Raw genomic sequence first — 26,543 nt, 5'->3', positions numbered from 1 at the left:
TTGGCGCCTGACGCGGCACCGCTATATATAGTGGCTACAAGGTGAGGTCAAGCACAGGGTTCTGTGCGCACTCGCCTTATGCCTTGGAAAAAAGGCTCGGTTCGGCGTGCACCAAAGCAAAGCGTGGCACCTGCTCGCCGTCAACCTCGACCGACTCGACGAACATGCTCAAAGGGCGCACCCAAAAGCCGTAATCGCCATACAGGGCTTGGTAAAACACCACTTCCTCTTCGGTCTCGGAGTGCCGCGCAACACTGAATACGCGGTACTGCGGACCTTTGTAATGTTGGTAGAGCCCAGGTTGTATCGGCATGCTTCGGCCCTCACTCAAATTTTTTCAAAATAAATACAAAAATAAATCCGCAAAAACAAAAACCGGGGCACTGGGCCCCGGCTTCCATCGACGAGACGCTTAAACGCGTTCGAAGACGGTGGAGATGCCTTGGCCGAGACCAATGCACATGGTGGCCACCCCGAAGGTGCCGCCATTCTGCTTCATCACGTTCAGCAAGGTGCCGGAAATACGGGCACCGGAGCAACCGAACGGGTGACCCAGGGCGATCGCGCCGCCGTGCAGGTTAACCTTCTCGTTCATCTTGTCGAGCACTTTCAGATCTTTCAGCACTGGCAGGGCCTGTGCAGCGAAAGCTTCGTTGAGCTCGAAGAAGTCGATATCGTTGATGCCAAGGCCCGCACGCTTCAGGGCTTTTTGTGTCGCCGGCACTGGACCATAGCCCATGATCGCCGGATCCACACCCGCCACTGCCATCGAACGGATCACGGCCATCGGCTGGATCCCCAGATCCTGTGCACGCTGCGCCGACATCACGATCATGCACGAAGCACCATCGGTGATCTGCGACGAAGTACCGGCTGTCACGGTGCCGCCTTTTGGATTGAAGGCAGGCTTGAGGGCCGCCAGACTTTCCAGGGTGGTTTCCGGACGAATGGTTTCGTCGTAGTCGTACAGCTTCAGGAAGCCGTTTTCGTCGTAGCCCTGCATCGGGATGATTTCGTCTTTGAACTTGCCTTCCACTGTCGCTTTATGGGCGAGCTGGTGGGAGCGCACGCCAAAGGCATCCTGCTGCTCACGAGTGATGCCGTGCATCTTGCCGAGCATTTCTGCGGTCAGACCCATCATGCCCGAGGCTTTCGCCGCGTACAGCGACATGTGCGGGTTCGGATCGACACCGTGCATCATGCTCACGTGGCCCATATGCTCGACGCCGCCAACCACGAATACGTCACCGTTGCCGGTCATGATCGCTTGCGCTGCAGTGTGCAGGGCGCTCATCGACGAGCCGCACAGACGGCTGACGGTCTGGCCGGCCGAGGTGTGCGGAATCTGGGTCATCAGCGACGCCATGCGCGCGATGTTCCAGCCCTGCTCCAGGGTCTGGTTCACACAGCCCCAGATCACGTCCTCGACTTCAGCAGGATCAACCTTGCTGTTGCGTTCCAGCAGTTTGCTGATCAGGTGCGCCGACATGTCTTCGGCGCGGGTGTTGCGGTGCATGCCGCCCTTGGAGCGGCCCATCGGAGTACGACCGAAGTCGACAATCACGACGTCTCTAGGATTCAAGCTCATAAGTTCACTCTCACTCTAGTTGGGGGCGCTTAACCGAAGAAGCTCTGGCCGTTTTTGGCCATTTCGCGCAGCTTCGCGGTCGGGTGGTACAGCGCGCCCAAATCAGCGTACTGGTCAGCCAGGGCAACGAACTCGGCCACACCGATCGAATCGATGTAGCGCAGCGCACCGCCACGGAATGGAGGGAAACCGATACCGTAGACCAGACCCATGTCGGCTTCGGCGGCAGTTTCAACGATGCCGTCTTCCAGACAACGCACGGTTTCCAGGCACAGCGGGATCATCATCCAGTTGATGATGTCTTCGTCAGTGACTTCGCGCTGCTCGTAAACGATCGGCTTGAGCACTTCCAGCACCGACGGATCGGCAACCTTCTTCTGCTTGCCTTTCTTGTCGGCTTCGTAGGCGTAGAAGCCCTTGCCGTTCTTCTGGCCCAGACGCTTGGCTTCGTAAAGCACGTCGATGGCCGAACGACGGTCATCCTTCATGCGATCCGGGAAACCTTCAGCCATCACGTCACGACCGTGGTGACCGGTGTCGATGCCGACCACGTCCATCAGGTACGCCGGGCCCATCGGCCAGCCGAATTTTTCCATGACTTTATCGATGCGGACGAAATCCACACCAGCGCTGACCAGCTTGGCGAAACCGCCGAAGTACGGGAACAGAACGCGGTTGACCAGGAAGCCCGGGCAGTCGTTGACGACGATCGGGTTCTTGCCCATTTTCTTGGCGTAGGCAACGGTTGTGGCAATCGCCAGCTCGCTGGACTTCTCGCCACGGATCACTTCCACCAGCGGCATCATGTGCACCGGGTTGAAGAAGTGCATGCCGACGAAGTTTTCCGGACGCTTGAGGGCCTTGGCCAGCAGGCTGATGGAAATCGTCGAGGTGTTGGACGCGAGGATGGTGTCCTCTTTGACCTTGTCTTCGACTTCAGCCAGCACCGCTTGCTTGACCTTCGGGTTCTCGACCACGGCTTCAACAACCAGATCGACGTGACCGAAGTCGCCGTAGGACAGGGTCGGACGAATGCCGTTGAGCACTTCAGCCATTTTCGCGGCGGTCATGCGACCTTTGTCAACGCGGCCAACCAGCAGTTTGGCGGCTTCGGCCAGACCCTGCTCGATACCGTGCTCGTTGATGTCCTTCATCAGGATCGGCGTGCCTTTGGAGGCCGACTGATAGGCGATACCGCCACCCATGATGCCGGCGCCGAGTACGGCAGCCTGCTTCACGTCCTTGGCGATTTCGTCGTAGGCCTTGGCCTTTTTCTTCAGCTCCTGATCGTTCAGGAACAGACCGATCAAGCTCTGCGCGGCAGAGGTCTTGGCCAGTTTGACGAAACCTGCTGCTTCGACTTCCAGCGCCTTGTCACGACCGAAGTTCGCGGCTTTCTGGATGGTCTTGATGGCTTCAACCGGCGCCGGGTAATTCGGGCCAGCCTGCCCTGCCACAAAACCTTTGGCGGTTTCGAAAGCCATCATTTGTTCAATGGCGTTGAGCTTGAGTTTTTCAAGTTTTGGCTGACGCTTGGCCTTGTAATCGAACTCGCCGGAGATGGCGCGCTTGATCAGTTCAAGGGCAGCTTCCTGCAGCTTCTCCGGAGCAACCACGGCGTCGACGGCGCTGACTTTCAGCGCGTCTTCAGGACGGTTTTCCTTGCCGGCGGCAATCCACTCGATGGCGTTATCGACGCCGATCAGACGTGGCAGACGCACAGTACCGCCGAAGCCTGGGTAGATGCCCAGTTTGACTTCCGGCAGACCGATCTTGGCCTTGGTCGACATGACGCGGTAGTCCGCCGCCAGGCACATTTCCAGACCACCACCCAAGGCGATGCCGTTGATCGCGGCCACGGTCGGAACGTTGAGGTCTTCGAAATCGCTGAAGATCTTGTTGGCTTCGAGATTGCCAGCAACCAGCTCGGCATCCGGCAGCTTGAAGTTGTCGACAAATTCGGTGATGTCGGCGCCGACGATGAACACGTCCTTGCCACTGCTGACGATCACGCCCTTGATCGAAGCATCTGCCTTGATGGTGTCCACGGCCTGACGCAGTTCGTTCAGGGTAAGACGGTTGAACTTGTTGACGGACTCACCCTTGAGGTCGAATTTCAATTCGACGATGCCACTTTCAAGAGCTTTAACCGTGATGGCTTTACCTTCGTAAATCATCAACTGATCTCCACGATATGGAAGCTGAACAGTACACGTCGGACGCAGGTAAATGGCTCGGCAGGACGCTTTTTCGTCGATGCTGACGCCAATCCACCCGGCACACCCGCCAACGCGATAGTCGGGATTCTGTAGGAGCAGTCTGTAAGACAAACGCTCAATTCATACGCCCGTTTGATTTGGGTACGTCACCTTCACGGAATTTCCAACAATTGTCAATCGCCCAAAATACGGGTTGAAATGCGACTTTGTGGTCATTTCCGTTGCACACAGATCCGCAACACGCAGCTGCATGCAAAGCCATTCATAGAATCAATAGTTAGAAAAGTCGCCCTAATTCCCGGCGAGCCTTGTTTAACAGGCTACGCTGGCTGGACTACAGGGAGAATCGCTGACCGCGAAAAGCCAAGGCAGCGATAAAAACAGTTACCGGCCTGCCTGGCCACCCCGCCCGATGAATCATGTCGGGCTTTTTATTGCTCGTCTGCCGGACGCTCCCCACCCTTGCAGTGGGAAAAGTCCGCGAGTCAGGCCAGCGCTTTCAGAGTCGCGTCGATATCCTGCAAAACCGTGGCTTCGCCCTTCTCGCCCCAGTACAGCGCGATCATCTGCTTGTCGGCCTCGACCTTGAACACGTTGCCCGGCAACTTTTCGAAATGATCGAGCAGCAACCGGTCCTCGCAGACTTCCTGCCACTGATTGACCCATACCCCCGGCGATTTCTGCCAGTAGGTCCAGCACGCCGGCTGAGTGCCACGCCGTGGCCGATGATATTGCGCGCACGGGCTGGGCGGCTCCTGAGACAGCCAGTGCGGCCACTCCTGAGGCGCCAGCTGCATGGCCAGCCCGATGCGTCGCGCCTCCATGCGCAGGGCCATCCGGCCGCTCTGCACGCGCGACGGGCGCAACCACGCCAGTGGACTCAAAACCACCAGCAGGATTGACACCACCAACCAGACCGTCATATCTCTACTCCCGACTTAAGGTGAGCGCATTGTGTCACTTTGGAACCAATGCGCTTGAAACCAGCCATACTTAACAATATTGAACCGTCACGAGGAGCACCTCATGCCCTACAACCATATCCTGGTCGCCGTAGACCTGACCGAAGAGTGCGACCCTGTGATTCACCGCGCCCGAGAGCTGTCGGCGAGCAATGGCGCCAAGCTGTCGCTGGTGCATATCGTCGAACCGATGGCCATGGCGTTCGGCGGCGATGTGCCGATGGATCTGTCACAACTGCAACAGCAGCAGTTCGATCAGGCCAAGGAGCGTCTTGAGCGCCTGAAAGCCAAATATGCCGAGCTCGAAGGCGCCAATTGCCACCTGACCTATGGCCAGCCACGTCAGGAGATCCATCATTTCGCCAAGGAAAACTCGTGCGATCTTATCGTGGTCGGCAGCCATGGCCGTCACGGTCTGGCACTGTTGCTGGGCTCCACGGCCAATGACGTGCTGCATGGCGCGCCTTGCGATGTTTTGGCGGTACACCTGGTCAAACGTTGAAACACTGATCATTGTGGGAGCGAGCCTGCTCGCGAAGGCGTCGGCACATCAGCATTAATGCCGCATGACATACCGCATTCGCGAGCAGGCTCGCTCCCACATTAGGTCTCCACCCGTATATGAAAAGCCCGGCGCTCATCACTGAACGCCGGGCTTTTTCATGGCCGGATCAATCAGGCATCCAGCTCGGCCCAACGCTCGACCAGCGTATCGAGCTCAGCCTGCAACTGCTCCAGCGAAGCAATCACCTTGGCCGTTTCTGCTGGCGGACGCTGATAGAAGCCGGCTTCAGCCATTTCGGCTTCGACGGCCGCGATCTGCTGCTCCTTGGCATCGATGTCGCCCGGCAATGCTTCCAGCTCGCGCTGCAGCTTGTAGCTCAGCTTCTTCTTGGCTGCCGGTGCGGCAGCGGCAGGTGCGGCAACCACGGCTGGTTCAGCAGTGACCACCGCCGAATTCAGGTCAGCCTTGCCCGACTTGCTCTCGGTCACGCCCAGCAGGCGCGGCGAGCCGCCCTGACGAATCCAGTCCTGATAGCCGCCGACGTATTCCCGCACCTTGCCTTCACCTTCGAAGACCAGGGTGCTGGTGACCACGTTGTCGAGGAATGCCCGGTCGTGGCTGACCATCAGCACAGTGCCGTTGAAGGTCAGCAGTACTTCTTCGAGCAGCTCGAGGGTTTCCACGTCGAGGTCGTTGGTCGGTTCGTCGAGTACCAGCAGGTTCGCCGGTTTGCTGAACAGTTTGGCCAGCAGCAAGCGCGCACGCTCACCACCGGACAGCGCCTTGACCGGCGTGCGCGCACGCTGCGGGCTGAACAGGAAGTCACCGAGGTAGCTCAGGACGTGGCGGCTCTGGCCGTCGATATCGATGAAGTCGCGACCTTCGGCGACGTTGTCGATCACGGTCTTTTCCAGATCCAGCTGATGGCGCAACTGGTCGAAGTAGGCCACGTCAATCCGGGTGCCCTCTTCCACTTTGCCGCTGGTCGGTTGCAGACCATTGAGCATCAGCTTCAGCAGGGTGGTCTTGCCGGTACCGTTGGCGCCGAGCAGGCCGATACGGTCGCCGCGCTGCAGGACCATCGAGAAGTCCTTGATCAGGTACGGACCGTCCGGGTGATGGAAGCTGACATTTTCCAACACCATCACTTGCTTGCCGGACTTGTCGGCAGTTTCCAGCTGGATATTCGCCTTGCCGGTCCGCTCGCGACGCTCGCTGCGCTCAACACGCAGGGCTTTCAAAGCGCGCACACGGCCTTCGTTACGGGTCCGACGAGCTTTGATGCCCTGACGGATCCACACTTCTTCCTGAGCCAGACGCTTGTCGAACAGCGCGTTGGCGGTTTCTTCCGCGGCCAGCGCAGCTTCTTTGTGCACGAGGAAGCTGGCGTAGTCGCCGTTCCAGTCGATCAGGCCGCCGCGATCCAGTTCGAGGATGCGCGTGGCGAGGTTCTGCAGGAAAGAACGGTCGTGCGTGATGAACAGCACGGCGCCCTGGAAATCCTTCAGCGCTTCTTCGAGCCAGGCAATCGCACCGATGTCCAGGTGGTTGGTCGGTTCGTCGAGCAGCAGCAGATCCGGTTCCGAGACCAGCGCCTGCGCCAGCAGCACGCGACGGCGCCAGCCGCCGGACAACTCGGCGAGGGTCTTGTCGGCCGGCAGTTGCAGGCGGCTCAGAGTGCTGTCGACCAGGGTCTGCAAGCGCCAGCCGTCACGGGCTTCGAGGTCATGCTGAACGTGCATCAGCTTGTCCAGATCGGCGTCGGTGACGATGTTCTGGCTCAGGTGATGATATTCGGCGAGCAAGGCGCCAACGCCGTCGAGACCTTCGGCAACCACGTCGAATACGGTCCGCCCGTCGGCCACCGGCAATTCTTGCGGCAATTCGCCGATTTTCAGACCGGGGGCACGCCACACCGAGCCGTCATCGGGCTTCTGGTCGCCCTTGACTAGTTTCATCATGCTGGATTTGCCAGTGCCGTTGCGGCCGATGATGCACACCCGCTCACCACGGGCGATCTGCCAGGACACCTTGTCCAACAACGGCATCGCGCCGAATGCAAGGGACACATCGCTGAATTTGAGCAGGGTCATGAGCTTCTCCAAAAACCGGGCGCGCATTCTACCTGAGTTAGGCTCTCAGCAGGCCGGCAATTTGTCTGCCGAAGCACTCTGCACAACATTTGTTGCGAACTTGTGCTGCAAGACCGGCAAAGCTTTCGCCCGTTGCTGGCAAAAGGCTAAGCTACAGACAATTCAGTGCTGGCCGCGGCCGGTGCTTGTCATGATTTCTCTGCCCGGATGTCTCATGCGCAGTCGCCTTTTCAGTGTCTTGTCCTGTTTGCTACTTACCGCCGCTGCCGCTCAATCCGCCCAGGCGGTGGACCTGTCCACCCAACGCCAGTATTACGATGAAGCCAAGCGTGCCTTGGCCAAGGGCGATACCGGCCCGTACTTCCGTTATAGCCAGGCCCTCGCCGATTACCCGCTGGAACCGTATCTGGCCTACGACGAACTTACCGCGCGTCTGAAAACCGCGAGCAACGCCGAAATCGAGAAGTTCCTCGCCGAGCACGGCGACCTGCCGCAGGCCAACTGGATGAAACTGCGCTGGTTGCGCTGGCTCGCCGACCGTGGCGACTGGGCTACTTTCACCAAATATTACGACCCTAAACTCAACTTCACCGAACTGGACTGCCTCAATGCGCAGTTCCAGATCAGCAGCGGCCACAAGGCCGAGGGCTATGCCAACGCCGACAAACTGTGGCTGACCGGTAAATCGCAACCGGCTGCCTGTGACGGGCTGTTCGGCATCTGGGCCGCCGACGGCCAGTTGACCGAACAGAAACGCTGGGAACGCACCAAACTCGCCGCCCAGGCGCGCAACTATCCACTGGCCAACAGTCTGGTCAACGGCCTGACCACCCTCGCCCCGCGCGGTCGGCTGCTGGTAGATGTGGCGCAGAAACCCGAGCTGCTCAATCAGCCGTCGCGCTTCACCCCGGCCGACGAGCCGATGTCCGACGTGGTCAGCCTCGGCCTGCGCCGCCTCGCCCGTCAGGATCCGGACAAGGCCATGGCCCTGCTCGACGGATACGCCAGCAGCATGCATTTCTCCCGTGACGAGAAAGTCGCAATTGCCCGGGAAATCGGCCTGACCCTGGCCCGGCGTTTCGACAGCCGCGCGCTGGACGTGATGACCAAATACGATCCTGAACTGCGTGACAACACCGTGTCCGAATGGCGCCTGCGTTTGCTGCTGCGCCTGGCACGCTGGGACGATGCGTATCAGTTGACTCGTCGTCTGCCACAGGATCTGGCGACCACCAACCGCTGGCGTTACTGGCAGGCCCGCAGCCTGGAACTGGCGCAACCGCAGAACCCGGAAGCGCAGACCCTGTACAAGAATCTGGCGAAGGAACGCGACTTCTACGGTTTCCTCGCTGCCGACCGCTCGCAACTGCCTTACTCGCTGATGAACAAGCCGCTAGTACTCAGTCAGGCGACCATCAACAAGGTGCGCAACACTCCCGGCGTGCGGCGCGCGCTGGAATTCCATGCGCGTGGGCAGATCGTTGACGGGCGCCGCGAGTGGTATCACGTCAGTCGCCATTTCAATCGTGACGAAATGGTCGCTCAGGCCAAACTGGCCTACGACCTGAAATGGTATTTCCCGGCCATCCGCACCATCAGTCAGGCGCAATACTGGGACGACCTGGATATCCGCTTCCCGATGGCCCACCGCGACACCCTGGTGCGTGAAGCCAAGACGCGCGGCCTGCACTCAAGCTGGGTGTTCGCCATCACCCGCCAGGAAAGTGCCTTCATGGACGACGCCCGCTCCGGCGTTGGTGCCAGCGGTCTGATGCAGTTGATGCCCGGCACTGCCAAGGAAACCGCACGCAAGTTCAGCATCCCGCTGGCCTCGCCGCAACAAGTGCTCGATCCGGACAAGAACATCCAGCTCGGCGCCGCTTACCTGAGCCAGGTACACAGCCAGTTCAACGGCAACCGCGTGCTCGCCTCCGCCGCCTACAACGCCGGCCCCGGCCGCGTGCGCCAGTGGCTGCGCGGTGCCGATCACCTGAGCTTCGACGTGTGGGTGGAAAGCATCCCGTTCGACGAAACCCGCCAGTACGTGCAAAACGTGCTGTCATACTCGGTGATCTACGGGCAGAAGCTCAATTCGCCGCAGCCGCTGGTGGACTGGCATGAGCGGTATTTCGACGATCAATGACAGGTGCTGAATACCTGAAATGAAAAATGCCCGCATCAATCGATGCGGGCATTTTTTTTGCCGTCAGCAAAGATCTGCGGCAGTTCTACACCGCCACCGCATGCCCGTCGTTGAACTGCAGCGCTGCCAACCGGGCATACAGCGGATTGCTTACGATCAGTTCCTGATGGGTACCGATGGCCACTAGGCTACCCTGATCCATCACCGCGATCCGGTCGGCGTTTTTCACTGTGGCCAGGCGATGCGCGATTACCAATGTGGTGCGATTTTGCATCAGGCTTGGCAACGCTTCCTGAATCAAGTGTTCGCTCTGCGCATCGAGGGCGCTGGTGGCTTCGTCCAGCAGCAGAATCGGCGCATCCACCAGCAACGCGCGGGCAATCGCCAGGCGTTGACGCTGGCCGCCGGAAAGTCCGAGGCCGGCGTCCCCCAAGTGGGTCTGATAGCCATTGGGCATCTTCTCGATGAAGTCATGGGCGTGGGCAATTCTTGCCGCTTCCTTGACCTGTTCCAGCGTCGCATCTGCATTGCCGTAACGAATATTCTCTTCGACGCTGCCGAAAAACAGCGCAGGCGATTGCGAGACCAGGGCGAAATTGCGCCGCAGATCCAGCGGGTCGAGGCTGGTCAGCGGCACACCATCTATCAGGATCCGGCCTTCAAGCGGGTCGTAGAAGCGCAACAGCAAGTCATACACCGTGGACTTGCCGGCCCCGGATGGCCCGACAAGGGCCAGGGTCTCGCCGGCCCTGATGGTCAGGCTCAAGCCGTTGACGGCGTAGCTGTCCGGACGTGACGGGTAGGAGAAACGCACATTCTGCAATTGCAGCTCGCCCTTGATCCGTTCTGGCAATGTCACCAGTCCGATGCTCGGTGGCTGGATGATGTTCTGCGAACTGAGCAGTTCCGCAATGCGCTCAGCGGCACCCGCCGCACGCTGCAACTCGCCGATGACTTCACTCAACGTGCCGATCGCACTGCCGACGATCAGGCTGTAGAAAACGAACGCTGCCAGCTCACCACCGGTAATGCGCCCTGCAATCACGTCCATGCCGCCGACCCACAACATCACCGCTACCGCGCCGAGCACCAGCACGATCACCACGGTGATCATCCAGGAGCGCTGAAAGATGCGCTTGCGCGCGGTATCGAACGCGTCCTCGACCGTCGTGGCAAAACGCCGCTCGTCCTGCACCTGATGGTTGTAGGCCTGCACGGTCTTGATCTGGCCAAGGGTCTCGGAAACATAGCTGCCGATGTCGGCGACCCGATCCTGGCTCAACCGCGACAGATTGCGCACGCGCCGACCGAAAATCAGAATCGGCGCGACCACGAACGGCAAGGCAATCACCACGATGCTGGTGAGTTTCGGGTTGGTGATAAACAGCAGGACCACCCCGCCGATCACCATCAACAGGTTGCGCAAAAACATCGACAGTGACGAGCCGATCACCGATTGCAGCAACGTGGTGTCGGCAGTCAGTCGGGACTGGATCTCCGAACTGCGGTTGTTTTCGTAAAACCCGGGATGCAGGTACACCAGATGGTTGAACACCTCGCGCCGGATATCCGCCACACAGCGCTCACCGATCCACGATACCCAGTAAAACCGTGCAAACGTGCCGACCGCCAGGCCCAGTACCATCAGCATGAAGATGCCGATGCTCTGGTTCAGTTGGTGCGGCGACTGCGTCATGAAGCCCCGATCAACCAGCAATTTGATCCCCTGCCCCATCGACAAAGTGACCGCCGCGGTGACGATCAGCGCCAGCAGTGCAGCGCCGACTTGCCAACGATAAGGCGCCAGAAACCGGCTGGTCAGGCTCAGCGCTCGACGGTGCCGGGAAGAAAGCTTCGAGATCATTCAGGTACACATCCGTGTTGATGAAAGGGCTAGCCTAAACCTTCTATGGGGCGGAACTCTGTAAATCACAATGAGTCAGGTTAAATATGCCCCCAAAGACTAGGCCATAGTTGCTATCGGTCTAATGTCCCGGTTGAGACGAGCGGTCATTTCTGTTGGACTGGAGGTGCCGCTTTTGACAGACCCAAGGGTGTTGTCACAGCCTGGTCACGTGGCGGTTTTAATCTACGTGCACAACCTGATGAGGAGACAGGCCATGTCCTTGCAACACAGCAGCGATGACAAGATTCAAGTGATCCGCACCAAGCCCGGCCAACCTCTGGGTTGCTCGATTATCGACAAGGATGGGCGTGAAGTACCGATCACTGAAGACATGATCCAGGACGCGTGCCGCGAACTGGAGAAGCGATTGGTCAAGCCTGCCGAACAAAAGTGATATAGCCACCGTCTTCCTGACCCGGCCCCTGTTTGGCCGGGTTTTTTCTGCCCACAAATTGACGATTGTGGTGCAACCATCGCGGGCAAGCCCGCTCTCACAGGTCCAGTGGTCAGTTCAGATCTTGCATAAAACGGGGAACCTGTGGGAGCTGGCTTGCCAGCGATAAAGCCAATTTTATTTCTAGACCGCCACCGCCCCCAGCGCCGCCACAATCTTTTGCAACTGCGGCGAATCCCCGTCGATCCGCACCTTCAGCCCCTCGATCTCGCGTCGTACCGGATATTGCTTGCGCAACACATCGAACGCCGCACGCTGCTCGCCGACATTGCCTACAAGACTGCGACGAAAATCCGCGTCATCGCGGCGCGGGTCATACACCCCGCGGCACAGCATCGCCAGCGCCCAGGCCGGATCGCTGTCGGCGTGCAGGGTCACTTCTGACAGCCACGGTGCCGGCAACAGGTCACTGAGCTGGATGCTCGGCGGCTGAACGATAAACTCGCAATAAGCCTGATAGATCTGCGCCGTCCCGCGCTGTTTGCCATCGAGGCTGTAACCGGCAATGTGCGGCGTGGCGAGCACGCAGAGTTCGGCGAGGGCGACATCGACTTCAGGCTCGGCTTCCCAGACGTCGAGCACCGCTTGCAGGTCTTCGCGCTCCAGCAGCACGTTGCGCAACGCAGCGTTATCCACCACCGGTCCACGCGCGGCATTGATCAGCCAGGTGCCGGGTTGGAGCTGTTGCAAACGCTGCTCGTCAAACAGATGCCAGGTCGCGCCCTCGCCGGTACGGGTCAGCGGCGTGTGCAGGCTGATCACGTCGCACTGCTCGATGATTTGCTCAAGGCTGACGTAATCGCCGCCCTCGGCTGCCTGACGCGGCGGGTCGCAGACTTTGACATTCCAGCCCAGCCCCTTGAGGACCTTGATCAGCCGCCCACCAACTTCACCGGCGCCGATCACACCGTACGTACGTTGCGGCAAATCAACGCCTTCGATTTCCGCCAGGGTCATCAGGCTGCCAAGCACGTAATCGACCACGCCTCGCGCATTGCAACCGGGTGCGCTGGACCAGGTGATACCGGCCTCGTTGAAATAATCGAGATCCAGGTGATCGGTACCAATGGTGCAGGTGCCGACGAAACGCACTTTGCTGCCTTCGAGCAACGCGCGGTTGACGTTGGTCACCGAGCGCACCAGCAACACATCGGCCTGCTCGACCGTTGCACGATCGATGGAACGGCCCGGCACCCGGCGGATCTCGCCGAAACCGGCAAAAAAGGCATCGAGCAGCGGAATATTTTCGTCGGCAACAATCAGCATGGCGGGCTCCTTGAGGGGATCGGCAGTTTAGGTGCAGATCCACCGTTGGGCCAGCGCCACAGTGGATGGCATCGATGATTACAAATCCGCAACAGAGGATTTTTCCTGACTGTCACGTCAGCGGCGTAGAATGCGGCGCCTTGCGCATCAACACCTGTGGACGCTTTGCCTGTGAATTCTGTTACTGATCAACCTCTCGCTGCCTCACTCACCCGCCCCGCGCGAATTCGCCTGGAGTTCAGGAACCTGCTCACCCTGGCCTTGCCGATCATCATCGCGCAACTGGCGACTACCGCGATGGGCTTCGTCGATGCGGTGATGGCCGGCCGCGTCGGGCCGAAAGATCTGGCGGCGGTAGCGCTGGGCAACTCGATCTGGGTCCCGGTGTTTCTGCTGATGACCGGCACCCTGCTGGCCACCACGCCGAAAGTCGCCCAGCGTTTTGGCGCTGGCACCCACAGCGAGATCGGCCCGATCGTGCGTCAGGCGCTGTGGCTGGCGCTGGTGGTGGGCCTGATCGCGACAGCGATGCTGGTCGCCGCCGAACCGGTGCTGCACCTGATGAAGGTCGATCCCGAGCTGATCGGCCCGTGCATGCAATACCTGCACGGCATTGCCAGCGGCCTGCCAGCGGTGGCGTTCTATCACGTGCTGCGCTGCACCAGTGACGGCATCGGCCGCACTCGCCCGGCGATGGTGCTGGGGCTGTGCGGTCTGGCGCTGAACATTCCGCTGAACTACATCTTCATCTATGGTCACTTCGGCGTGCCGGCCATGGGCGGCGTGGGTTGCGGTTGGGCCACGGCAATCGTGATGTGGGTCATGGCGCTGGGGCTGGCCGGTTACGAGCGCTGGGCGCCGGCCTATCGTTCGAGCGAGATCTTCAGCCGCTTCGACTGGCCACAATGGGCGGTGATCAAGCGTCTGCTGGCGATCGGTCTGCCGATTGGCATCGCGGTGTTTGCCGAGTCGAGCATCTTTGCGGTGATCGCCCTGCTGATCGGCAGCCTTGGCGCCACCGTGGTGGCCGGGCATCAGATCGCGCTGAACGTCAGCTCGCTGGTGTTCATGATTCCGTATTCGCTAGGTATGGCGGTGACCGTACGCGTCGGCCAGGCCTTGGGCCGTGAAGAGCCGCGTGAAGCACGCTTTGCCGCCGGTGTCGGCATGGGGACTGCGTTGGCTTACGCCTGTATTTCGGCGAGCATGATGCTGTTGCTGCGCGAGCCGATTGCGTCGATCTATACGGCTGATCCGACGGTGATCCACATCGCGGCGATGCTGATTGTGTACTCGGCGCTGTTTCAGTTTTCCGATGCGATCCAAGTGACGGCTGCCGGAGCTCTGCGCGGTTATCAGGACACCCGGGTGACGATGATCCTGACCCTGTTCGCCTACTGGGGCATCGGCCTGCCGGTGGGTTACGCCCTCGGCCTGACCGACTGGCTCGGCGAACCGCGTGGCCCGAGCGGCTTGTGGCAGGGTTTGATCGTCGGTTTGAGCTGCGCGGCACTCATGCTGTCGATCCGCCTGACCCGCAGTGCGCGCAAGCGTATTCGGATCAGTCGCAGCGCCGGCTAAAACCCTTACGCAGGACAAAAAAATGTGGGAGCGGGCTTACTCGCGAAAGCGGTGTTTCAGTCGACATTTACAGTGACTGACACACCGCCTTCGCGAGCAAGCCCGCTCCCACATTGGTATTTGCGTTTGCCTGAGGGTCAGGCTTGTTTCTTGCGGATCCAGTACAGATAAGTACCGGCCTCTTCGTGCTGCCCCACCAGTTCATGGTCGAGAAACACGCAGAACTTGGGAATGTCGCGACGGGTAGAGGGATCGGTGGCAATCACCTTGAGCAGGCCGCCAGGTACCAGGTCTCGGATGTGCTGGTGCAGCATCATCACCGGCTCCGGGCAATTGAGGCCGGTGGCGTCGAGGGTGCCGTCGACCGGGGTATCGATCATTTCACTCATGATTCACTCCTGAAACTGGCCGGCATTGTCGCGCATTGCCGGGTGCTCAGTCATCTGTAGCGAGGGGATTTATCCCTGATGGCTTGCGGGGCGGCCCCAAAGACTGGGGATGCGCTGCATCCCATCGGGGATAAATCCCCTCACCACAGAGATCATTCCCACAGGGTTTAGTGGTGACTTAGCGGGATTTGGTTTTCTTGATGTCATGCCGACGCAGATGGCAGGTCACTTCCTCGCGGTCGTGATACAGCTGCTTGCAGCCAATATCCACCTTGATCCCGCGCGCCTTGAAGCCATCGGCGATGCGTTCGAGCAAGCGCTTCACTTCGGCATAGCGCTGTTTCATCGGCAGTTTGAGGTTGACCACCGCTTCGCGGCAATGGCCCTCGCCGATCCACTCTTCAAGCATCGCCGCGTTGCGCGCCGGCTTCTCGACGATGTCGCAGACCATCCAATCCACCGGCTGCTTGGGCTTGAAGGTGAAACCGTCGGCCATCAAGTGCTGCACCAGCCCGGTGTCCATCAGGCTTTCAGCCATCGGGCCGTTGTCGATGGCGGTCACCAGCATGCCACGGTTGACCAGTTGCCAGGTCCAGCCACCCGGTGCGGCGCCGAGGTCGACACCGGTCATGTCGCTGTGCAGACGCTCGTCCCACTGATCACGCGGGATGAAGTGGTGCCAGGCCTCCTCCAGTTTCAAAGTCGAACGGCTGGGTGCCTCGCGCGGAAACTTCAGGCGCGGAATGCCCATCGGCCACATCGCCGAGTTGCCGGCATCCGCCATGCCGAGGAACACTTCGCGACCACTTTTGAAGGTCAGCAGCAGGCGCGGTTTGCTCGCGTCGTCCACCAGTTTGCCGGCGCCGGTCAGCGCCTTGCGCAGCGGCCCTTCGAATTTCTTGCAGAAGTTCGACAATTCTTTACCGTCGTTGGTGTCGACCACTTCCAGCCACAGGCTGCCGCAGACCGGGAAGTCCGCCATGTGCTCGAGGATCACGCTGATACGGTCGGTTTCCGGCAGATTGATGAAGACGCCACGCGCCCATTGCCGCGGGAAAATCAGCTCGGCAAAGCGTTGGCCGCGCATCAGGCGCTCGGCGCCGTCTGCTTCGGTGCAGACAAACTCGGCGTACGCGGTGGCCGGTTTGGCCTTGGCGTAACCGGCGACGTTGAGTTGGGCGGCGAGGTCGGAAATCTCCGAACAGACTTCGCCTTCGAAGCCTGGCCGGCAATGCATGAATAGGGTGTTCATTCTTACTCCTGGGCAGAGGGCGGACATTCGGCCCCTGCACGCTGCTCAAGCCTTGCGGTGAAGCAAAGCCTGTCACGAAAACCGGCGCATGATAGCCGATGTCGGAACCTTGGACTTGCCCATAGAGTCCAGTTATTAGCCAGCTACTGAAAACAGGGCTACGTTGATAGCTCTGCCCGTCCCCTCAATCCGTAGCCGTGCGGATTCAAAGGAGTGATCGTAATGCCGTCCCTCGATAGTCTGAAGACCCTTAAAACTCTACAAGTCGACGATAAGACCTACCACTATTTCAGCCTGCCCGATGCCGCCAAGAGCCTTGGCAATATCGACCAGCTACCGATGTCGCTGAAAGTCCTGCTGGAAAACCTGCTGCGCTGGGAAGATGAAAAAACTGTCACTGGCGCCGACCTCAAGGCCATCGCTGCCTGGCTCAAGGAGCGCCGCTCCGACCGGGAAATCCAGTACCGCCCGGCCCGTGTATTGATGCAAGATTTTACCGGTGTACCTGCGGTAGTGGATCTCGCCGCGATGCGCGCCGCCATGGCCAAGGCCGGCGGTGATCCGCAGCGAATCAACCCGCTGTCGCCGGTGGATCTGGTGATCGACCACTCGGTGATGGTCGACAAATTCGCCACCCCGAGCGCCTTCGAACAGAACGTCGACATAGAGATGCAGCGCAACGGCGAGCGTTATGCGTTCCTGCGCTGGGGTCAGAGCGCCTTCGACAACTTCAGCGTGGTGCCGCCGGGTACCGGGATCTGCCACCAGGTCAACCTCGAATACCTCGGGCGCACGGTATGGACCAAGGATGAGGACGGCCGCACCTACGCCTTTCCCGACACGTTGGTCGGCACCGACTCCCACACCACCATGATCAACGGCCTCGGCGTACTTGGCTGGGGCGTCGGCGGGATCGAGGCGGAAGCGGCGATGCTCGGACAACCGGTATCGATGCTGATTCCGGAAGTGATCGGTTTCAAACTCACCGGCAAACTCAAGGAAGGCATCACCGCCACCGACCTGGTGCTGACCGTCACGCAGATGCTGCGCAAGAAAGGTGTGGTCGGCAAATTCGTCGAATTCTACGGTGACGGTCTCGCCGATCTGCCACTGGCCGACCGCGCGACCATCGCCAACATGGCCCCGGAATACGGCGCGACCTGCGGCTTCTTCCCGGTCGATGACGTAACCCTCGAATACCTGCGCCTGTCCGGTCGCCCGGCCGAAGTGGTGAAACTGGTCGAGGCCTACACCAAGGCTCAGGGCCTGTGGCGCCTGCCCGGTCAGGAACCGGTGTTCACCGACAGCCTGGCGCTGGACATGGGCAGCGTCGAAGCCAGCCTTGCCGGGCCAAAGCGCCCGCAGGATCGGGTTTCGCTGCCGAACGTGGCGCAGGCCTTCAGTGACTTCATGGACCTGCAATTCAAGCCCACCAGCAAGGAAGAAGGTCGCCTGGAAAGCGAGGGTGGTGGTGGCGTGGCCGTGGGTAACGCCGATCTGGTCGGCGAAACCGAGTACGAATACGAAGGCCACACCTATCGCCTGAAAAACGGCGCGGTGGTGATTGCCGCGATCACCTCCTGCACCAACACCTCAAACCCGAGCGTGATGATGGCGGCCGGTCTGCTAGCGAAAAAAGCCGTGGAGAAAGGCCTGACCCGCAAGCCGTGGGTGAAGAGTTCGCTGGCACCCGGTTCGAAAGTGGTCACCGACTACTACAAGGCGGCGGGGCTGACGCAATACCTTGATCAACTCGGGTTCTCGTTGGTCGGTTATGGCTGCACCACCTGTATCGGCAACTCCGGGCCGTTGCCGGAGCCGATCGAAAAAGCCATTCAGAAAGCCGACCTCACCGTGGCGTCGGTGCTCTCCGGCAACCGCAACTTCGAAGGACGGGTGCATCCGCTGGTCAAGACCAACTGGCTGGCCTCGCCACCGCTGGTGGTCGCCTACGCCTTGGCCGGCAGCGTGCGCACCGACATCAGCACTGAACCGCTGGGTAACGACCAGCAAGGCAATCCGGTTTACCTGCGCGACATCTGGCCGAGCAGCAAGGAAATCGCCGAGGCGGTGAATCAGGTGAACACCGCGATGTTCCACAAGGAATACGCCGAAGTGTTTGCCGGCGACGAGCAATGGCAAGCGATCCAGGTGCCGCAGGCCGCCACCTATGTGTGGCAGGACGATTCGACCTACATCCAGCATCCACCGTTCTTCGACGACATTTCCGGACCGTTGCCGGTGATCACCGACGTCAAGGGCGCGCGGGTTCTGGCGCTGTTGGGCGATTCGGTAACCACTGACCACATCTCCCCTGCAGGTAACATCAAAGCTGACAGTCCGGCCGGGCGCTATCTGCGCGAAAAAGGCGTGGAGCCGCGGGACTTCAACTCCTATGGCTCACGGCGTGGCAACCACGAAGTGATGATGCGCGGCACATTCGCCAACATCCGCATTCGTAACGAGATGCTCGGCGGCGAAGAAGGTGGCAACACAATCTACATCCCGAGCGGCGAGAAAATGCCGATTTATGATGCCGCCATGCTGTATCAGGCCTCGGGCACGCCGCTGGTGGTGATCGCCGGTCAGGAATACGGTACCGGCTCCAGCCGTGACTGGGCGGCCAAAGGCACCAACCTGCTGGGCGTCAAAGCGGTGATCGCTGAAAGCTTCGAGCGTATCCACCGTTCCAACCTGGTGGGCATGGGCGTGTTGCCGCTGCAGTTCAAGCTCGATCAGAACCGCAAGAGCCTGAACCTCACCGGCAAGGAAACCCTGGATATTCAGGGCCTGACCGGTGTCGAGCTGACCCCGCGCATGAACCTGACTCTGGTGATCACCCGTGAAGACGGGCGCCAAGAGAAAATCGAGGTGCTGTGCCGCATCGATACATTGAATGAGGTGGAGTACTTCAAGTCCGGCGGGATTCTGCACTACGTGTTGCGGCAGCTGATCGCCTCTTGATTGCTTGATTCCTGTGGTGAGGGGATTCATCCCCGATGGACTGCGCAGCAGGCCCTTTTTTGAGGTCGCTTCGCTACCCATCGGGGATAAATCCCCTCGCTACAGGTGCTCGACACAAGCCTTCAGCGCTTTTGTACAGGCGAAAAAAAACCCGCCGAAGCGGGTTTTTCCCAAGACCATTATCGACTCCCTGTCGGCAGCGATCCTTGCTATGGTCGATCATCCGTGATCCTGAAACACTCCCTGTGTCTCAGTTGATGGGTGTAGATTACGCCGTGGATCCAATCGGCAATAGTCGCAAAAGCTACCACCGCGTGTAAGACATTCGCTATACCAGCCCTTCCGAAAACCCTTAGCCCTCTCAGTCATCCAGCAGGCAAGCGGCGATTTGCGCGACCTGCAGCTGTTGGGCAGCCTGTTGCTGCGCATCGTCCTCCAAGAACCAGGCGGCCGACAATCCGGCAAACGCCAGCACCCATTGCAGCAAGCGTCGGCGATCAAGCCCGGACGCCTCGACGATCACCTCGACCTGCCGGCGCAATCGCTGTGAATCGCCAGCCGTCGGCAAGTCCGGGTTGCAGATCAGGTTGGCGTAGTCATAACCGCGCTCGCCACGTATTCGTTTGGGATCAATAGCGAGCCAGCCGTGTGCAGCGAAATCGAGAACATTGTCGTGGTGCATGTCACCGTGCAGCACCACCACGTCCTGCGGATCTGCGAGCAAGGCTTCAGCCGCTCGCAGGCTCAGGGCATAGGTCCCGCCATGTTCGGCCGCTGCCACGCGCAGCGAGGCGAACCACGGTGCCAGCTCCACCAGCGGCGGTGGCGGCGTCGGGCGCGGCGCATGCAAGCGCGCTAGTGTCGTGCACATGATCTGCGTGGCTTCGTCGTCTTCACCGTTGAGCGCCATGTGCATCAACGAACGCCGGCCCATGGCCCGTTCCAGCAACAAACCTTCCTCGTGATGGGCCAGCACCTGCGCTGCGCCCTCACCGTCCCACCAAGTCATCAGTCGATTGCCGAATTGCTCGTCGGTATCCAGCGCAACCTTGAGCATGGCCGGCGTTTCGCCAAAACGCACCGGCAACAGACGGCTGCCGAGGGTGATGATCGGCTCACCGTCCGGCACCAGCGCCCAGCGTTGCAACCAGGGTTCGAAGATTGCGCAGTCAGTCACCGTCACGCTCGCGCGCCTTCGCGCTTTCGGCGAGAAACTGTTCAAGTCGACTCAGCTGTTCCTCCCAGCCACGGCTGTCCATGTAATACGCCTCCTTCTGTCGTACATCGGGAATGTGCGCGAAGCCGGACTCGGACACTTTGAGCAAAGTGCCGCCCTCGTAATCCTGCAGCTCGAACTTGACCAGCGTCGTCGGCTCCTGTGAATAGTCGATCTTTGGATTGACTGCGTAGGGGTGCCAGCGAAACGAAAACAACTGCTGTGGCTCGACCCGCTCGACGAGCACGTTCCACAACACGTGTTCATAACCAGGATACGTGACCTGCCCTTGCGTCCATTCCCCGGCAATGAACCGCCTGCCCTCCAGCGCCACACCAAACCACTGGCCAAAAGCCTCGGCATCGACCAATGCGCGCCAGACATAAGAACGCGGCGCCTTCAGCGTGATTTTGCGTTCGAAACTATTGGGTACCGGTTTCATAAGTCACCTCCTGTTTTGAACAGTAGGCTTGTATGACCACATGTCCAACCTGAAGTTGTATCAAAGGGCTGCACCTGTTCAGTCCAAAGGAAACATTCGGCGGCATTTCCGATCGTTGAATGAGTGAATGACTGACGCAACCCTCTCGCTGAACCTGTTACCTTTTCCAGCGAAATGGAAACAAACAAGGACGAAGCATGCAGCCATCTCTATCCGAACGTTATCGCGGCGCTCTGCTCGGTCTCGCTTGCGGCGACGCCGTCGGCACCACGGTGGAGTTCAAGCCACGAGGCTCATTCCAGCCGCTGACGGACATGGTCGGCGGTGGCCCCTTTCACTTGAAGCCCGGACAATGGACGGATGACACCTCGATGGCGCTGTGCCTGGCGGAGAGTCTTCTGAGCAAAAACACATTCGATGCGGCGGACCAGATGGGACGCTATCTGAACTGGTGGCGGTGGGGATATCTCAGCTCGACGGGGGATTGTTTCGATATTGGAATGACCGTCAGTCAGGCACTGTCGCAGTATCAGCAAACCGGTCAGCCCTTTGCCGGGTCAACCGACCCGTTTACCGCCGGCAACGGCTCGCTCATGCGTTTGGCGCCGGTGGTGCTGTTTTTCTTCCCTGACGTCCAGCAGATTCGCCAGTTCGCCAGCGACAGTTCGCGGACAACCCACGCGGCCCCTGAAGCCATCGAATGCTGTCAATTGTTTGCCGAACTGATCGCCAACGCGCTGTTCGGTACCTGCAAAAACGAACTGTGCAGGCTGCCGCGCTCAGCTTTCACTGAGCCTAAAATTGCCGCGATTGCTCGGGGAGATTATCTGGCCAAATCAGTCAATGATATCCGTGGCAGCGGCTACAGCGTTGAGTCGTTGGAAGCCGCGCTGTGGTGTTTTCATCACACCGACAGTTTTACAGCGGCGATTCTGCAAGCCGCCAACCTCGGCGATGATGCTGACACCACTGCCGCGATCGTCGGTCAATTGGCCGGGGCCTATTATGGCGTTCGGGCGATTCCTGCTCACTGGCTGGAAATACTTCATGACGGCGAGGAGATTGCAGCCACAGCGGATCGCCTGCTCGAAGCCTCCCGACTGCGCGTTCCTGAATAGAAGCACCACAGCCGCTAAACTGCTCTGCACTTTCATCCGACACAGTGAGATTAACCATGTTCCAACGCCTGCTCCTGGCCCTGACACCCGTCCTGTTCACGCCTCTCGCCCACGCGGCCGTCGACTGCGCCAACGCCAGCGATCAGGCCACCATGAACCAGTGCGCCGGGCAGGAATTCAAGGCAGCGGACAAGCAGCTGAACGCGGTGTATCAGCAGATCACCGGTCGTTTGAAGGACAACGCCGACGCCAAAAAGCTGCTGGTGAGCGCGCAGCGGGCGTGGATCGGCTTTCGTGATGCCGAATGCAAGTTTTCCGCGTCCGGTGTGGACGGCGGGAGTGTTTATCCATTGATTTACAGCAATTGCCTGACCGAGGTGACCAAGGTGCGGGTCGAGGCGCTGAAGCAGTATTTGAAGTGTCAGGAAGGTGACATGAGTTGCCCGGTGCCAGGGGCCTGATGTAGCAGGGGTTTCAGTTTCGCCGACAGGTTTGTTGATTCCCCACTCGGAGCACCTGTCGGCGCGCTGGCCAGCCTACCGACTCCCCGCACCATTGCGAGCGACCATGCGGAGCCGGATCAGAAGAGGATACCAAAACAACAAAATCAAAATTAATTATTGTTATTAGATAATTTATCATCGAGAATTCGCTACCAAATTGTAGCAACCAGGAATTTTCATGAGTACTCACATCAACGGATTGGCGCTGCAGCGCATGCATTGGATCGGGCTGCTGGCAGCAATTCTCGTCTGGGTTCTGGGGGTAACGGAGGTCGGCGGCAACGCAACGATCTGGTTCTTCAAAAAGGATGAAATGCTGGCGGGCCTGCTCTATGCCTTTGCTGAGGGCTCGCCGCAATTGCTTGACCCGTTTGTCGAAGGCGCACTGCTTGATCCCGACACCTGGCTGTCATCAACGGTCACGGCGCTGATCGTCTTTCTGGATTTCCTGCCCGTGGTCCTGTCGGCTTACGCGTTATGGCTGACCGGTTTGTTCTTTTTGCGCTTGTCGCGCGGCGAAACCTGGACCGACCGCAACATCAGGGTCCTCTGGCGAGTAGGCGTGCTCTGCATCGTTTCTCCGGCAACCTACCCGCTAATAGAGACCTTGCAAGGTCTGGCGTTGTCGATAGATCTGCCGCCGGGGGATCGGATTTTCCAGTTCTCGATCGGCATGTCTTCCGCTTCTGCCTACGAAATAATCAAAGGCGTATTACTCTGTATTTTTTCAATTATCATGCGTGACGCAAAAGTACTCAGCGATGAGCAAAGCCAATACATATAGAACAATATAATGACCATTATTGTCCGCCTTGACGTAGTCATGGCCACGCAAAAAATTCGTTCAAAAGAGTTAGCCGCCCTGCTCGGGATCACCGAGGCGAATCTGTCATTGCTCAAAAACGGCAAAGTCAAAGGCGTGAAGATGGCAACTCTGGACAAGCTCTGCGCTGCGCTCGATTGCCAGCCGGGCGATCTGCTGGAATACCAGAAAGACTAGCCCGCTGGTGGCGGTTTATTTATCGCCCCCTCATCCGTTTAACTTTTATTCAATCCTTAGTTTCAAGGCGTCTTTGTCATGTCCCGTTATTTGTTCTGCGTCCTATTAATGCTGACCGCGTTGCTTGGCGGCTGCGCCACGCAAATAGACGTAGCACTCAACGCAATACCTGATCCGGACTATCAGTTCGATCGAAAGGCAACCGTGCTGGTGACCTCGGCCAACGGCGCCGATGAGAACGCACTGAATGCCCGCTACTATCTTCGCGACATGGTCAACGCACTGAAAGACAGAGGCTTTCAGGAGGTTTATACCGACGCCAGCCTGCCCAGGAATCACGCGCCGATCAAAATGACCGTCACTCTCGATATCGGCAGCCGGCAAGTGTCTTATCGCTATACCGCCACCGACTATGGGCAAGTTCCAACCAGCACTACGACCGTGTGCAAGAACGCCAAGAAGAAAGATGACCGACTGACCTGCACCAGTAAGCCCAATACAACCTATGGCCCGGTGGGAACGTCAGAGCGTATCGGCTACACCACCCTCAGTACCTTCACTGTCACCGCCCGGGATGAGGCGAGTAAGCGCACGGTGTATCTGCTGCGGGCGTCGTCTTATAACGAGGACTGTCAGGCCGCCAAGGTCGAAGCGTTTCTGGTCGAGCAAGGCCTGCAGAACCTGAACTTCCAGGACCGCATGCAACGCAACTACAGCGTCACGATGCCCGAGGGTTACAGCTGCAAGTAGTCAGTTGCCCAAACGTGAGAGCTTCACAGCTCAGCCGGCGTGAGGCGGTGCTGTGAAGCTGACTCGGGTTAGACGTGGGGATCACCCGGCGGCTTGGCCGGCGCCGCGTATTGCGGCTTGAGGTGGCCGTCCTGGTCCAGTAACCAGGCGTCCATGATCTGTCGCACCACAGGGCCGGCCACTCGACCACCGGCCTCACCGTTTTCGATCATCACCGAGATGGCGATCTTCGGGTGCTCTGCCGGAGCGAAACCAACAAACAAGGCGTTGTCGCGATGACGTTCGAGGGTTTTCTCGCGGTTGTAGCGCTCGCCCTGCTTGATCGCAACCACTTGCGCGGTACCACTCTTACCGGCAATGCGATACTGCGCACCTGCCGCTGCGGCGCGCGCGATACCTCGGGCATCGTGCATCACCATCTGCATCCCGTGGTTGACCTGATCCCAGTCACGCGGATTCTTCAGCAGAATGTTCGGCATCGGATGCTCGTCGACCGGCGCCACACCATCGACTGTCTTCGCCAGGTGCGGACGATTCCATACGCCCTTGTTGGCAATCAGTGCGGTGGCCTGAGCCAGTTGTAGCGGCGTGACCTGCATGTAACCCTGCCCAATCCCGAGGATCACCGTTTCCCCCGGGAACCAGGCCTGACGGCGCGTGGCACGCTTCCAGGCCTGAGACGGCATCAAACCGGGCGACTCTTCGAACATGTCCAGCGAGACCTTTTCGCCAAGGCCGAACATCGCCATGTAGTCGTGCAGGCGATCGATGCCGAGCTTGTGTGCCAGGTCGTAGAAGTAGGTGTCGTTGGAGCGCATGATTGCCGCGTCCATGTCCACCCAGCCATCGCCACTGTGGTTCCAGTTGCGGTACTTGTGATCGAAATCCGGGAGTTGGTAGTAGCCTGGGTCAAAGACGCGGGTCTGCGGCGTCACGACACCGGCATCGAGGCCGGCGATTGCCACTTCCGGCTTGATGGTCGAGCCCGGCGCATAGAGGCCGCGCAACACACGGTTGAACAGCGGGCGGTCGATGGAATCGCGTAGCGCCGAGTATTCCTTGGAGCTGATGCCAGTGACGAACAGGTTCGGGTCGAAACTCGGATTGCTGACCATGGCCAGCACTTCACCGGTGGACGGGTCTAGAGCCACCACCGAGCCACGTCGGTCGCCCAGTGCGGCTTCGGCAGCCTCCTGCAGTTTGACGTCGAGACTTAGAACGATGTTTTTGCCAGGCACCGGATCGGTGTGCTTGAGCACGCGTAGCACCCGGCCTTGGGCGTTGGTCTCAACCTCTTCATAACCGACGTGGCCATGCAGCTGCGCTTCATAGAAGCGTTCAATGCCGGTTTTACCGATTGATTGTGTGCCGCGGTACTCTACCGAATCGAGGGTCTTGGACTCTTTTTCGTTGATCCGGCCAACGTAGCCGATCGAATGCGCGAAATGCGCCCCCCACGGGTAATGCCGAACGAACTGCGGCTCGACATCGAGGCCAGGCAAACGGAACTCGTTAACCGCCAACACGGCGATTTGTTCCTCCGTCAGCTCGTAGAACAGTGTCACCGGGGTGAATGGGTGACGGGACTGCTTCAGGGCCTTATCGAAAACCGTACGATCTTCGGCGGGTAAATGCAGCAGATTAATTACCTCGTCCAGCTCCTGATTAACATCAGTGGCGCGTTCGCGGGTAATGATCAGGTTGTAACTGGGACGGTTATCAGCGAGCAGCACACCATTGCGATCGTAGATCAGGCCTCTTGTCGGCGGAATCGGCAAGACGTGCACGCGGTTGTTTTCAGAGATGGTCGAGTGGTAGTCGTATTCAACCACTTGCAGGATGTACAGGCGTACCACCAGAGCGCAACTGATGGCAAAGACGAACAGAGCGCAGGCGATCAACCGCTTGTTGACCAGACGCGTCTCTTTTTCGTGATCCTTGATCGGGATGGGTTCAGGCATTTCTACAGCAACTCTTTGACATAAATTGAGTGCCGATCCGTGGGCATGACATCAGTCCGTTAAAAAACGAGCTGCACCATACCAAAAACCGAGTGGTCACTTCAGAAGGATTTTCCCTAATGGCAGTCCCGGCGACGGTTGGAACTCTCGTGCCGTCTGACTCTGGCGAGAGGAGCACTTTCCTGCGGGCAAAACAAAACCCCAACTGCTTTCGCAATTGGGGTTTCGGAA

At 59.3% G+C, this 26,543-nt stretch carries 22 protein-coding genes; 10 read left to right on the top strand and 12 right to left on the bottom strand.

All coding sequences use genetic code 11. The annotated features are described in order from the left end of the window. Nucleotides 1-76 precede the first annotated feature (76 nt). From QRN61_RS08895 to QRN61_RS08880, 4 genes are all read right to left on the bottom strand, one after another. Nucleotides 77-313, bottom strand: a complete 237-nt coding sequence (locus tag QRN61_RS08895; protein ID WP_027611446.1) for a DUF1653 domain-containing protein — start codon at nt 311-313, stop codon at nt 77-79. Nucleotides 314-412: 99 nt separating this feature from the next. Beyond that, nucleotides 413-1,588, bottom strand: a complete 1,176-nt coding sequence (gene fadA / locus QRN61_RS08890; RefSeq protein WP_285373597.1) for an acetyl-CoA C-acyltransferase FadA — start codon at nt 1,586-1,588, stop codon at nt 413-415. A gap of 29 nt (nt 1,589-1,617) precedes the next feature. Next, a complete protein-coding gene (fadB, locus tag QRN61_RS08885) occupies nt 1,618-3,765 on the bottom strand; it encodes a fatty acid oxidation complex subunit alpha FadB (protein WP_024013640.1) in 2,148 nt (715 codons plus the stop codon). 527 nt (nt 3,766-4,292) lie between these two features. Continuing rightward, nucleotides 4,293-4,730 (bottom strand): hypothetical protein, encoded by a 438-nt coding sequence (locus tag QRN61_RS08880; protein ID WP_027611444.1) that lies wholly within the window; start codon nt 4,728-4,730, stop codon nt 4,293-4,295. Between the two features lie 103 nt (nt 4,731-4,833). Here QRN61_RS08880 and QRN61_RS08875 point away from each other — a divergent pair, with 103 nt between their 5' ends. Beyond that, nucleotides 4,834-5,271, top strand: a complete 438-nt coding sequence (locus QRN61_RS08875; protein ID WP_027611443.1) for a universal stress protein — start codon at nt 4,834-4,836, stop codon at nt 5,269-5,271. 173 nt (nt 5,272-5,444) lie between these two features. On the opposite strand, the gene QRN61_RS08870 is transcribed toward QRN61_RS08875, so the two are convergent. Next, nucleotides 5,445-7,367, bottom strand: a complete 1,923-nt coding sequence (locus QRN61_RS08870; protein ID WP_150369297.1) for an ATP-binding cassette domain-containing protein — start codon at nt 7,365-7,367, stop codon at nt 5,445-5,447. Between the two features lie 214 nt (nt 7,368-7,581). Between QRN61_RS08870 and QRN61_RS08865 the strand changes: the two genes are divergently transcribed. Continuing rightward, on the top strand, nt 7,582-9,510 hold the full coding sequence (locus QRN61_RS08865; protein ID WP_027611441.1) for a transglycosylase SLT domain-containing protein: 1,929 nt from the start codon (nt 7,582-7,584) through the stop codon (nt 9,508-9,510). Nucleotides 9,511-9,595: 85 nt separating this feature from the next. Here the strand turns inward: QRN61_RS08865 and QRN61_RS08860 are convergent, their stop codons facing one another. Then, the gene (locus tag QRN61_RS08860) at nt 9,596-11,374 is read right to left on the bottom strand and encodes an ABC transporter transmembrane domain-containing protein (RefSeq protein WP_027611440.1); all 1,779 of its coding nucleotides are present in this window, start codon (nt 11,372-11,374) and stop codon (nt 9,596-9,598) included. Between the two features lie 256 nt (nt 11,375-11,630). Between QRN61_RS08860 and QRN61_RS08855 the strand changes: the two genes are divergently transcribed. Further along, on the top strand, nt 11,631-11,810 hold the full coding sequence (locus tag QRN61_RS08855; protein ID WP_027611439.1) for a PA1571 family protein: 180 nt from the start codon (nt 11,631-11,633) through the stop codon (nt 11,808-11,810). Between the two features lie 183 nt (nt 11,811-11,993). Here QRN61_RS08855 and pdxB read toward each other — a convergent pair whose 3' ends face one another. Continuing rightward, nucleotides 11,994-13,136 carry a 4-phosphoerythronate dehydrogenase PdxB gene (gene pdxB, locus QRN61_RS08850; protein WP_096797181.1) on the bottom strand — a complete coding sequence of 381 codons (1,143 nt, stop codon included), beginning with the start codon at nt 13,134-13,136 and terminating at the stop codon, nt 11,994-11,996. Nucleotides 13,137-13,307: 171 nt separating this feature from the next. Between pdxB and QRN61_RS08845 the strand changes: the two genes are divergently transcribed. Beyond that, nucleotides 13,308-14,717 carry an MATE family efflux transporter gene (locus QRN61_RS08845; RefSeq protein WP_096797182.1) on the top strand — a complete coding sequence of 470 codons (1,410 nt, stop codon included), beginning with the start codon at nt 13,308-13,310 and terminating at the stop codon, nt 14,715-14,717. A 137-nt stretch (nt 14,718-14,854) separates the two neighbouring features. Here the strand turns inward: QRN61_RS08845 and tusA are convergent, their stop codons facing one another. Both tusA and rlmM read right to left on the bottom strand, forming a co-directional pair. Then, nucleotides 14,855-15,106, bottom strand: coding sequence for a sulfurtransferase TusA (gene tusA, locus QRN61_RS08840; protein ID WP_003226616.1), 252 nt, complete (start codon nt 15,104-15,106; stop codon nt 14,855-14,857). A gap of 178 nt (nt 15,107-15,284) precedes the next feature. After that, on the bottom strand, nt 15,285-16,358 hold the full coding sequence (gene rlmM / locus QRN61_RS08835) for a 23S rRNA (cytidine(2498)-2'-O)-methyltransferase RlmM (RefSeq protein WP_285373596.1): 1,074 nt from the start codon (nt 16,356-16,358) through the stop codon (nt 15,285-15,287). A 222-nt stretch (nt 16,359-16,580) separates the two neighbouring features. Here rlmM and acnA point away from each other — a divergent pair, with 222 nt between their 5' ends. Next, complete coding sequence (gene acnA, locus QRN61_RS08830) at nt 16,581-19,322, top strand: aconitate hydratase AcnA (RefSeq protein ID WP_285373595.1); 2,742 nt, start codon at nt 16,581-16,583, stop codon at nt 19,320-19,322. 361 nt (nt 19,323-19,683) lie between these two features. Here acnA and QRN61_RS08825 read toward each other — a convergent pair whose 3' ends face one another. Together QRN61_RS08825 and QRN61_RS08820 are read right to left on the bottom strand one after the other, a co-directional pair. Beyond that, complete coding sequence (locus tag QRN61_RS08825; protein WP_285373594.1) at nt 19,684-20,505, bottom strand: aminoglycoside phosphotransferase family protein; 822 nt, start codon at nt 20,503-20,505, stop codon at nt 19,684-19,686. Next, nucleotides 20,492-20,980, bottom strand: a complete 489-nt coding sequence (locus tag QRN61_RS08820; protein WP_183781264.1) for an SRPBCC family protein — start codon at nt 20,978-20,980, stop codon at nt 20,492-20,494. The genes QRN61_RS08825 and QRN61_RS08820 overlap by 14 nt, the downstream gene beginning before the upstream one ends. A 197-nt stretch (nt 20,981-21,177) precedes the next feature. Between QRN61_RS08820 and QRN61_RS08815 the strand changes: the two genes are divergently transcribed. The 5 genes from QRN61_RS08815 (at nt 21,178) to QRN61_RS08795 (ending at nt 24,351) form a co-directional block, all read left to right on the top strand. Next, complete coding sequence (locus QRN61_RS08815) at nt 21,178-22,098, top strand: ADP-ribosylglycohydrolase family protein (protein WP_285373593.1); 921 nt, start codon at nt 21,178-21,180, stop codon at nt 22,096-22,098. A gap of 56 nt (nt 22,099-22,154) precedes the next feature. After that, a complete protein-coding gene (locus QRN61_RS08810; protein WP_115989276.1) occupies nt 22,155-22,559 on the top strand; it encodes a lysozyme inhibitor LprI family protein in 405 nt (134 codons plus the stop codon). A 220-nt stretch (nt 22,560-22,779) separates the two neighbouring features. Beyond that, nucleotides 22,780-23,385, top strand: a complete 606-nt coding sequence (locus QRN61_RS08805; protein ID WP_095140016.1) for a DUF2975 domain-containing protein — start codon at nt 22,780-22,782, stop codon at nt 23,383-23,385. A 9-nt stretch (nt 23,386-23,394) separates the two neighbouring features. Beyond that, nucleotides 23,395-23,601 carry a helix-turn-helix domain-containing protein gene (locus QRN61_RS08800; RefSeq protein ID WP_003226632.1) on the top strand — a complete coding sequence of 69 codons (207 nt, stop codon included), beginning with the start codon at nt 23,395-23,397 and terminating at the stop codon, nt 23,599-23,601. A 78-nt stretch (nt 23,602-23,679) separates the two neighbouring features. Beyond that, the gene (locus QRN61_RS08795; protein WP_115989275.1) at nt 23,680-24,351 is read left to right on the top strand and encodes a hypothetical protein; all 672 of its coding nucleotides are present in this window, start codon (nt 23,680-23,682) and stop codon (nt 24,349-24,351) included. Nucleotides 24,352-24,419: 68 nt separating this feature from the next. Here the strand turns inward: QRN61_RS08795 and mrdA are convergent, their stop codons facing one another. After that, on the bottom strand, nt 24,420-26,312 hold the full coding sequence (gene mrdA, locus QRN61_RS08790) for a penicillin-binding protein 2 (RefSeq protein WP_285373592.1): 1,893 nt from the start codon (nt 26,310-26,312) through the stop codon (nt 24,420-24,422). Nucleotides 26,313-26,543 lie beyond the last annotated feature (231 nt).

This window comes from Pseudomonas sp. lyk4-TYG-107 (assembly GCF_030209055.1).
Classification (GTDB): domain Bacteria; phylum Pseudomonadota; class Gammaproteobacteria; order Pseudomonadales; family Pseudomonadaceae; genus Aquipseudomonas; species Aquipseudomonas putida_A.
The sequence above is the reverse complement of the archived record's forward strand: the minus strand, read 5'-3'. Positions and strand labels throughout refer to the sequence as shown.

Coding starts and splice junctions, on each gene's coding strand:
- acnA (WP_285373595.1), top strand. CDS start 16,581: ATGCCGTCCCTCGATAGTCTGAAGACCCTTAAAACTCTACAAGTCGAC.
- QRN61_RS08855 (WP_027611439.1), top strand. CDS start 11,631: ATGTCCTTGCAACACAGCAGCGATGACAAGATTCAAGTGATCCGCACC.
- QRN61_RS08810 (WP_115989276.1), top strand. CDS start 22,155: ATGTTCCAACGCCTGCTCCTGGCCCTGACACCCGTCCTGTTCACGCCT.
- QRN61_RS08800 (WP_003226632.1), top strand. CDS start 23,395: ATGACCATTATTGTCCGCCTTGACGTAGTCATGGCCACGCAAAAAATT.
- QRN61_RS08805 (WP_095140016.1), top strand. CDS start 22,780: ATGAGTACTCACATCAACGGATTGGCGCTGCAGCGCATGCATTGGATC.
- pdxB (WP_096797181.1), bottom strand. CDS start 13,136: ATGCTGATTGTTGCCGACGAAAATATTCCGCTGCTCGATGCCTTTTTT.
- QRN61_RS08820 (WP_183781264.1), bottom strand. CDS start 20,980: ATGAAACCGGTACCCAATAGTTTCGAACGCAAAATCACGCTGAAGGCG.
- QRN61_RS08880 (WP_027611444.1), bottom strand. CDS start 4,730: ATGACGGTCTGGTTGGTGGTGTCAATCCTGCTGGTGGTTTTGAGTCCA.
- QRN61_RS08795 (WP_115989275.1), top strand. CDS start 23,680: ATGTCCCGTTATTTGTTCTGCGTCCTATTAATGCTGACCGCGTTGCTT.
- QRN61_RS08815 (WP_285373593.1), top strand. CDS start 21,178: ATGCAGCCATCTCTATCCGAACGTTATCGCGGCGCTCTGCTCGGTCTC.
- QRN61_RS08895 (WP_027611446.1), bottom strand. CDS start 313: ATGCCGATACAACCTGGGCTCTACCAACATTACAAAGGTCCGCAGTAC.
- QRN61_RS08870 (WP_150369297.1), bottom strand. CDS start 7,367: ATGACCCTGCTCAAATTCAGCGATGTGTCCCTTGCATTCGGCGCGATG.
- tusA (WP_003226616.1), bottom strand. CDS start 15,106: ATGAGTGAAATGATCGATACCCCGGTCGACGGCACCCTCGACGCCACC.
- fadA (WP_285373597.1), bottom strand. CDS start 1,588: ATGAGCTTGAATCCTAGAGACGTCGTGATTGTCGACTTCGGTCGTACT.
- rlmM (WP_285373596.1), bottom strand. CDS start 16,358: ATGAACACCCTATTCATGCATTGCCGGCCAGGCTTCGAAGGCGAAGTC.
- QRN61_RS08860 (WP_027611440.1), bottom strand. CDS start 11,374: ATGATCTCGAAGCTTTCTTCCCGGCACCGTCGAGCGCTGAGCCTGACC.
- QRN61_RS08865 (WP_027611441.1), top strand. CDS start 7,582: ATGCGCAGTCGCCTTTTCAGTGTCTTGTCCTGTTTGCTACTTACCGCC.
- fadB (WP_024013640.1), bottom strand. CDS start 3,765: ATGATTTACGAAGGTAAAGCCATCACGGTTAAAGCTCTTGAAAGTGGC.
- QRN61_RS08875 (WP_027611443.1), top strand. CDS start 4,834: ATGCCCTACAACCATATCCTGGTCGCCGTAGACCTGACCGAAGAGTGC.
- mrdA (WP_285373592.1), bottom strand. CDS start 26,312: ATGCCTGAACCCATCCCGATCAAGGATCACGAAAAAGAGACGCGTCTG.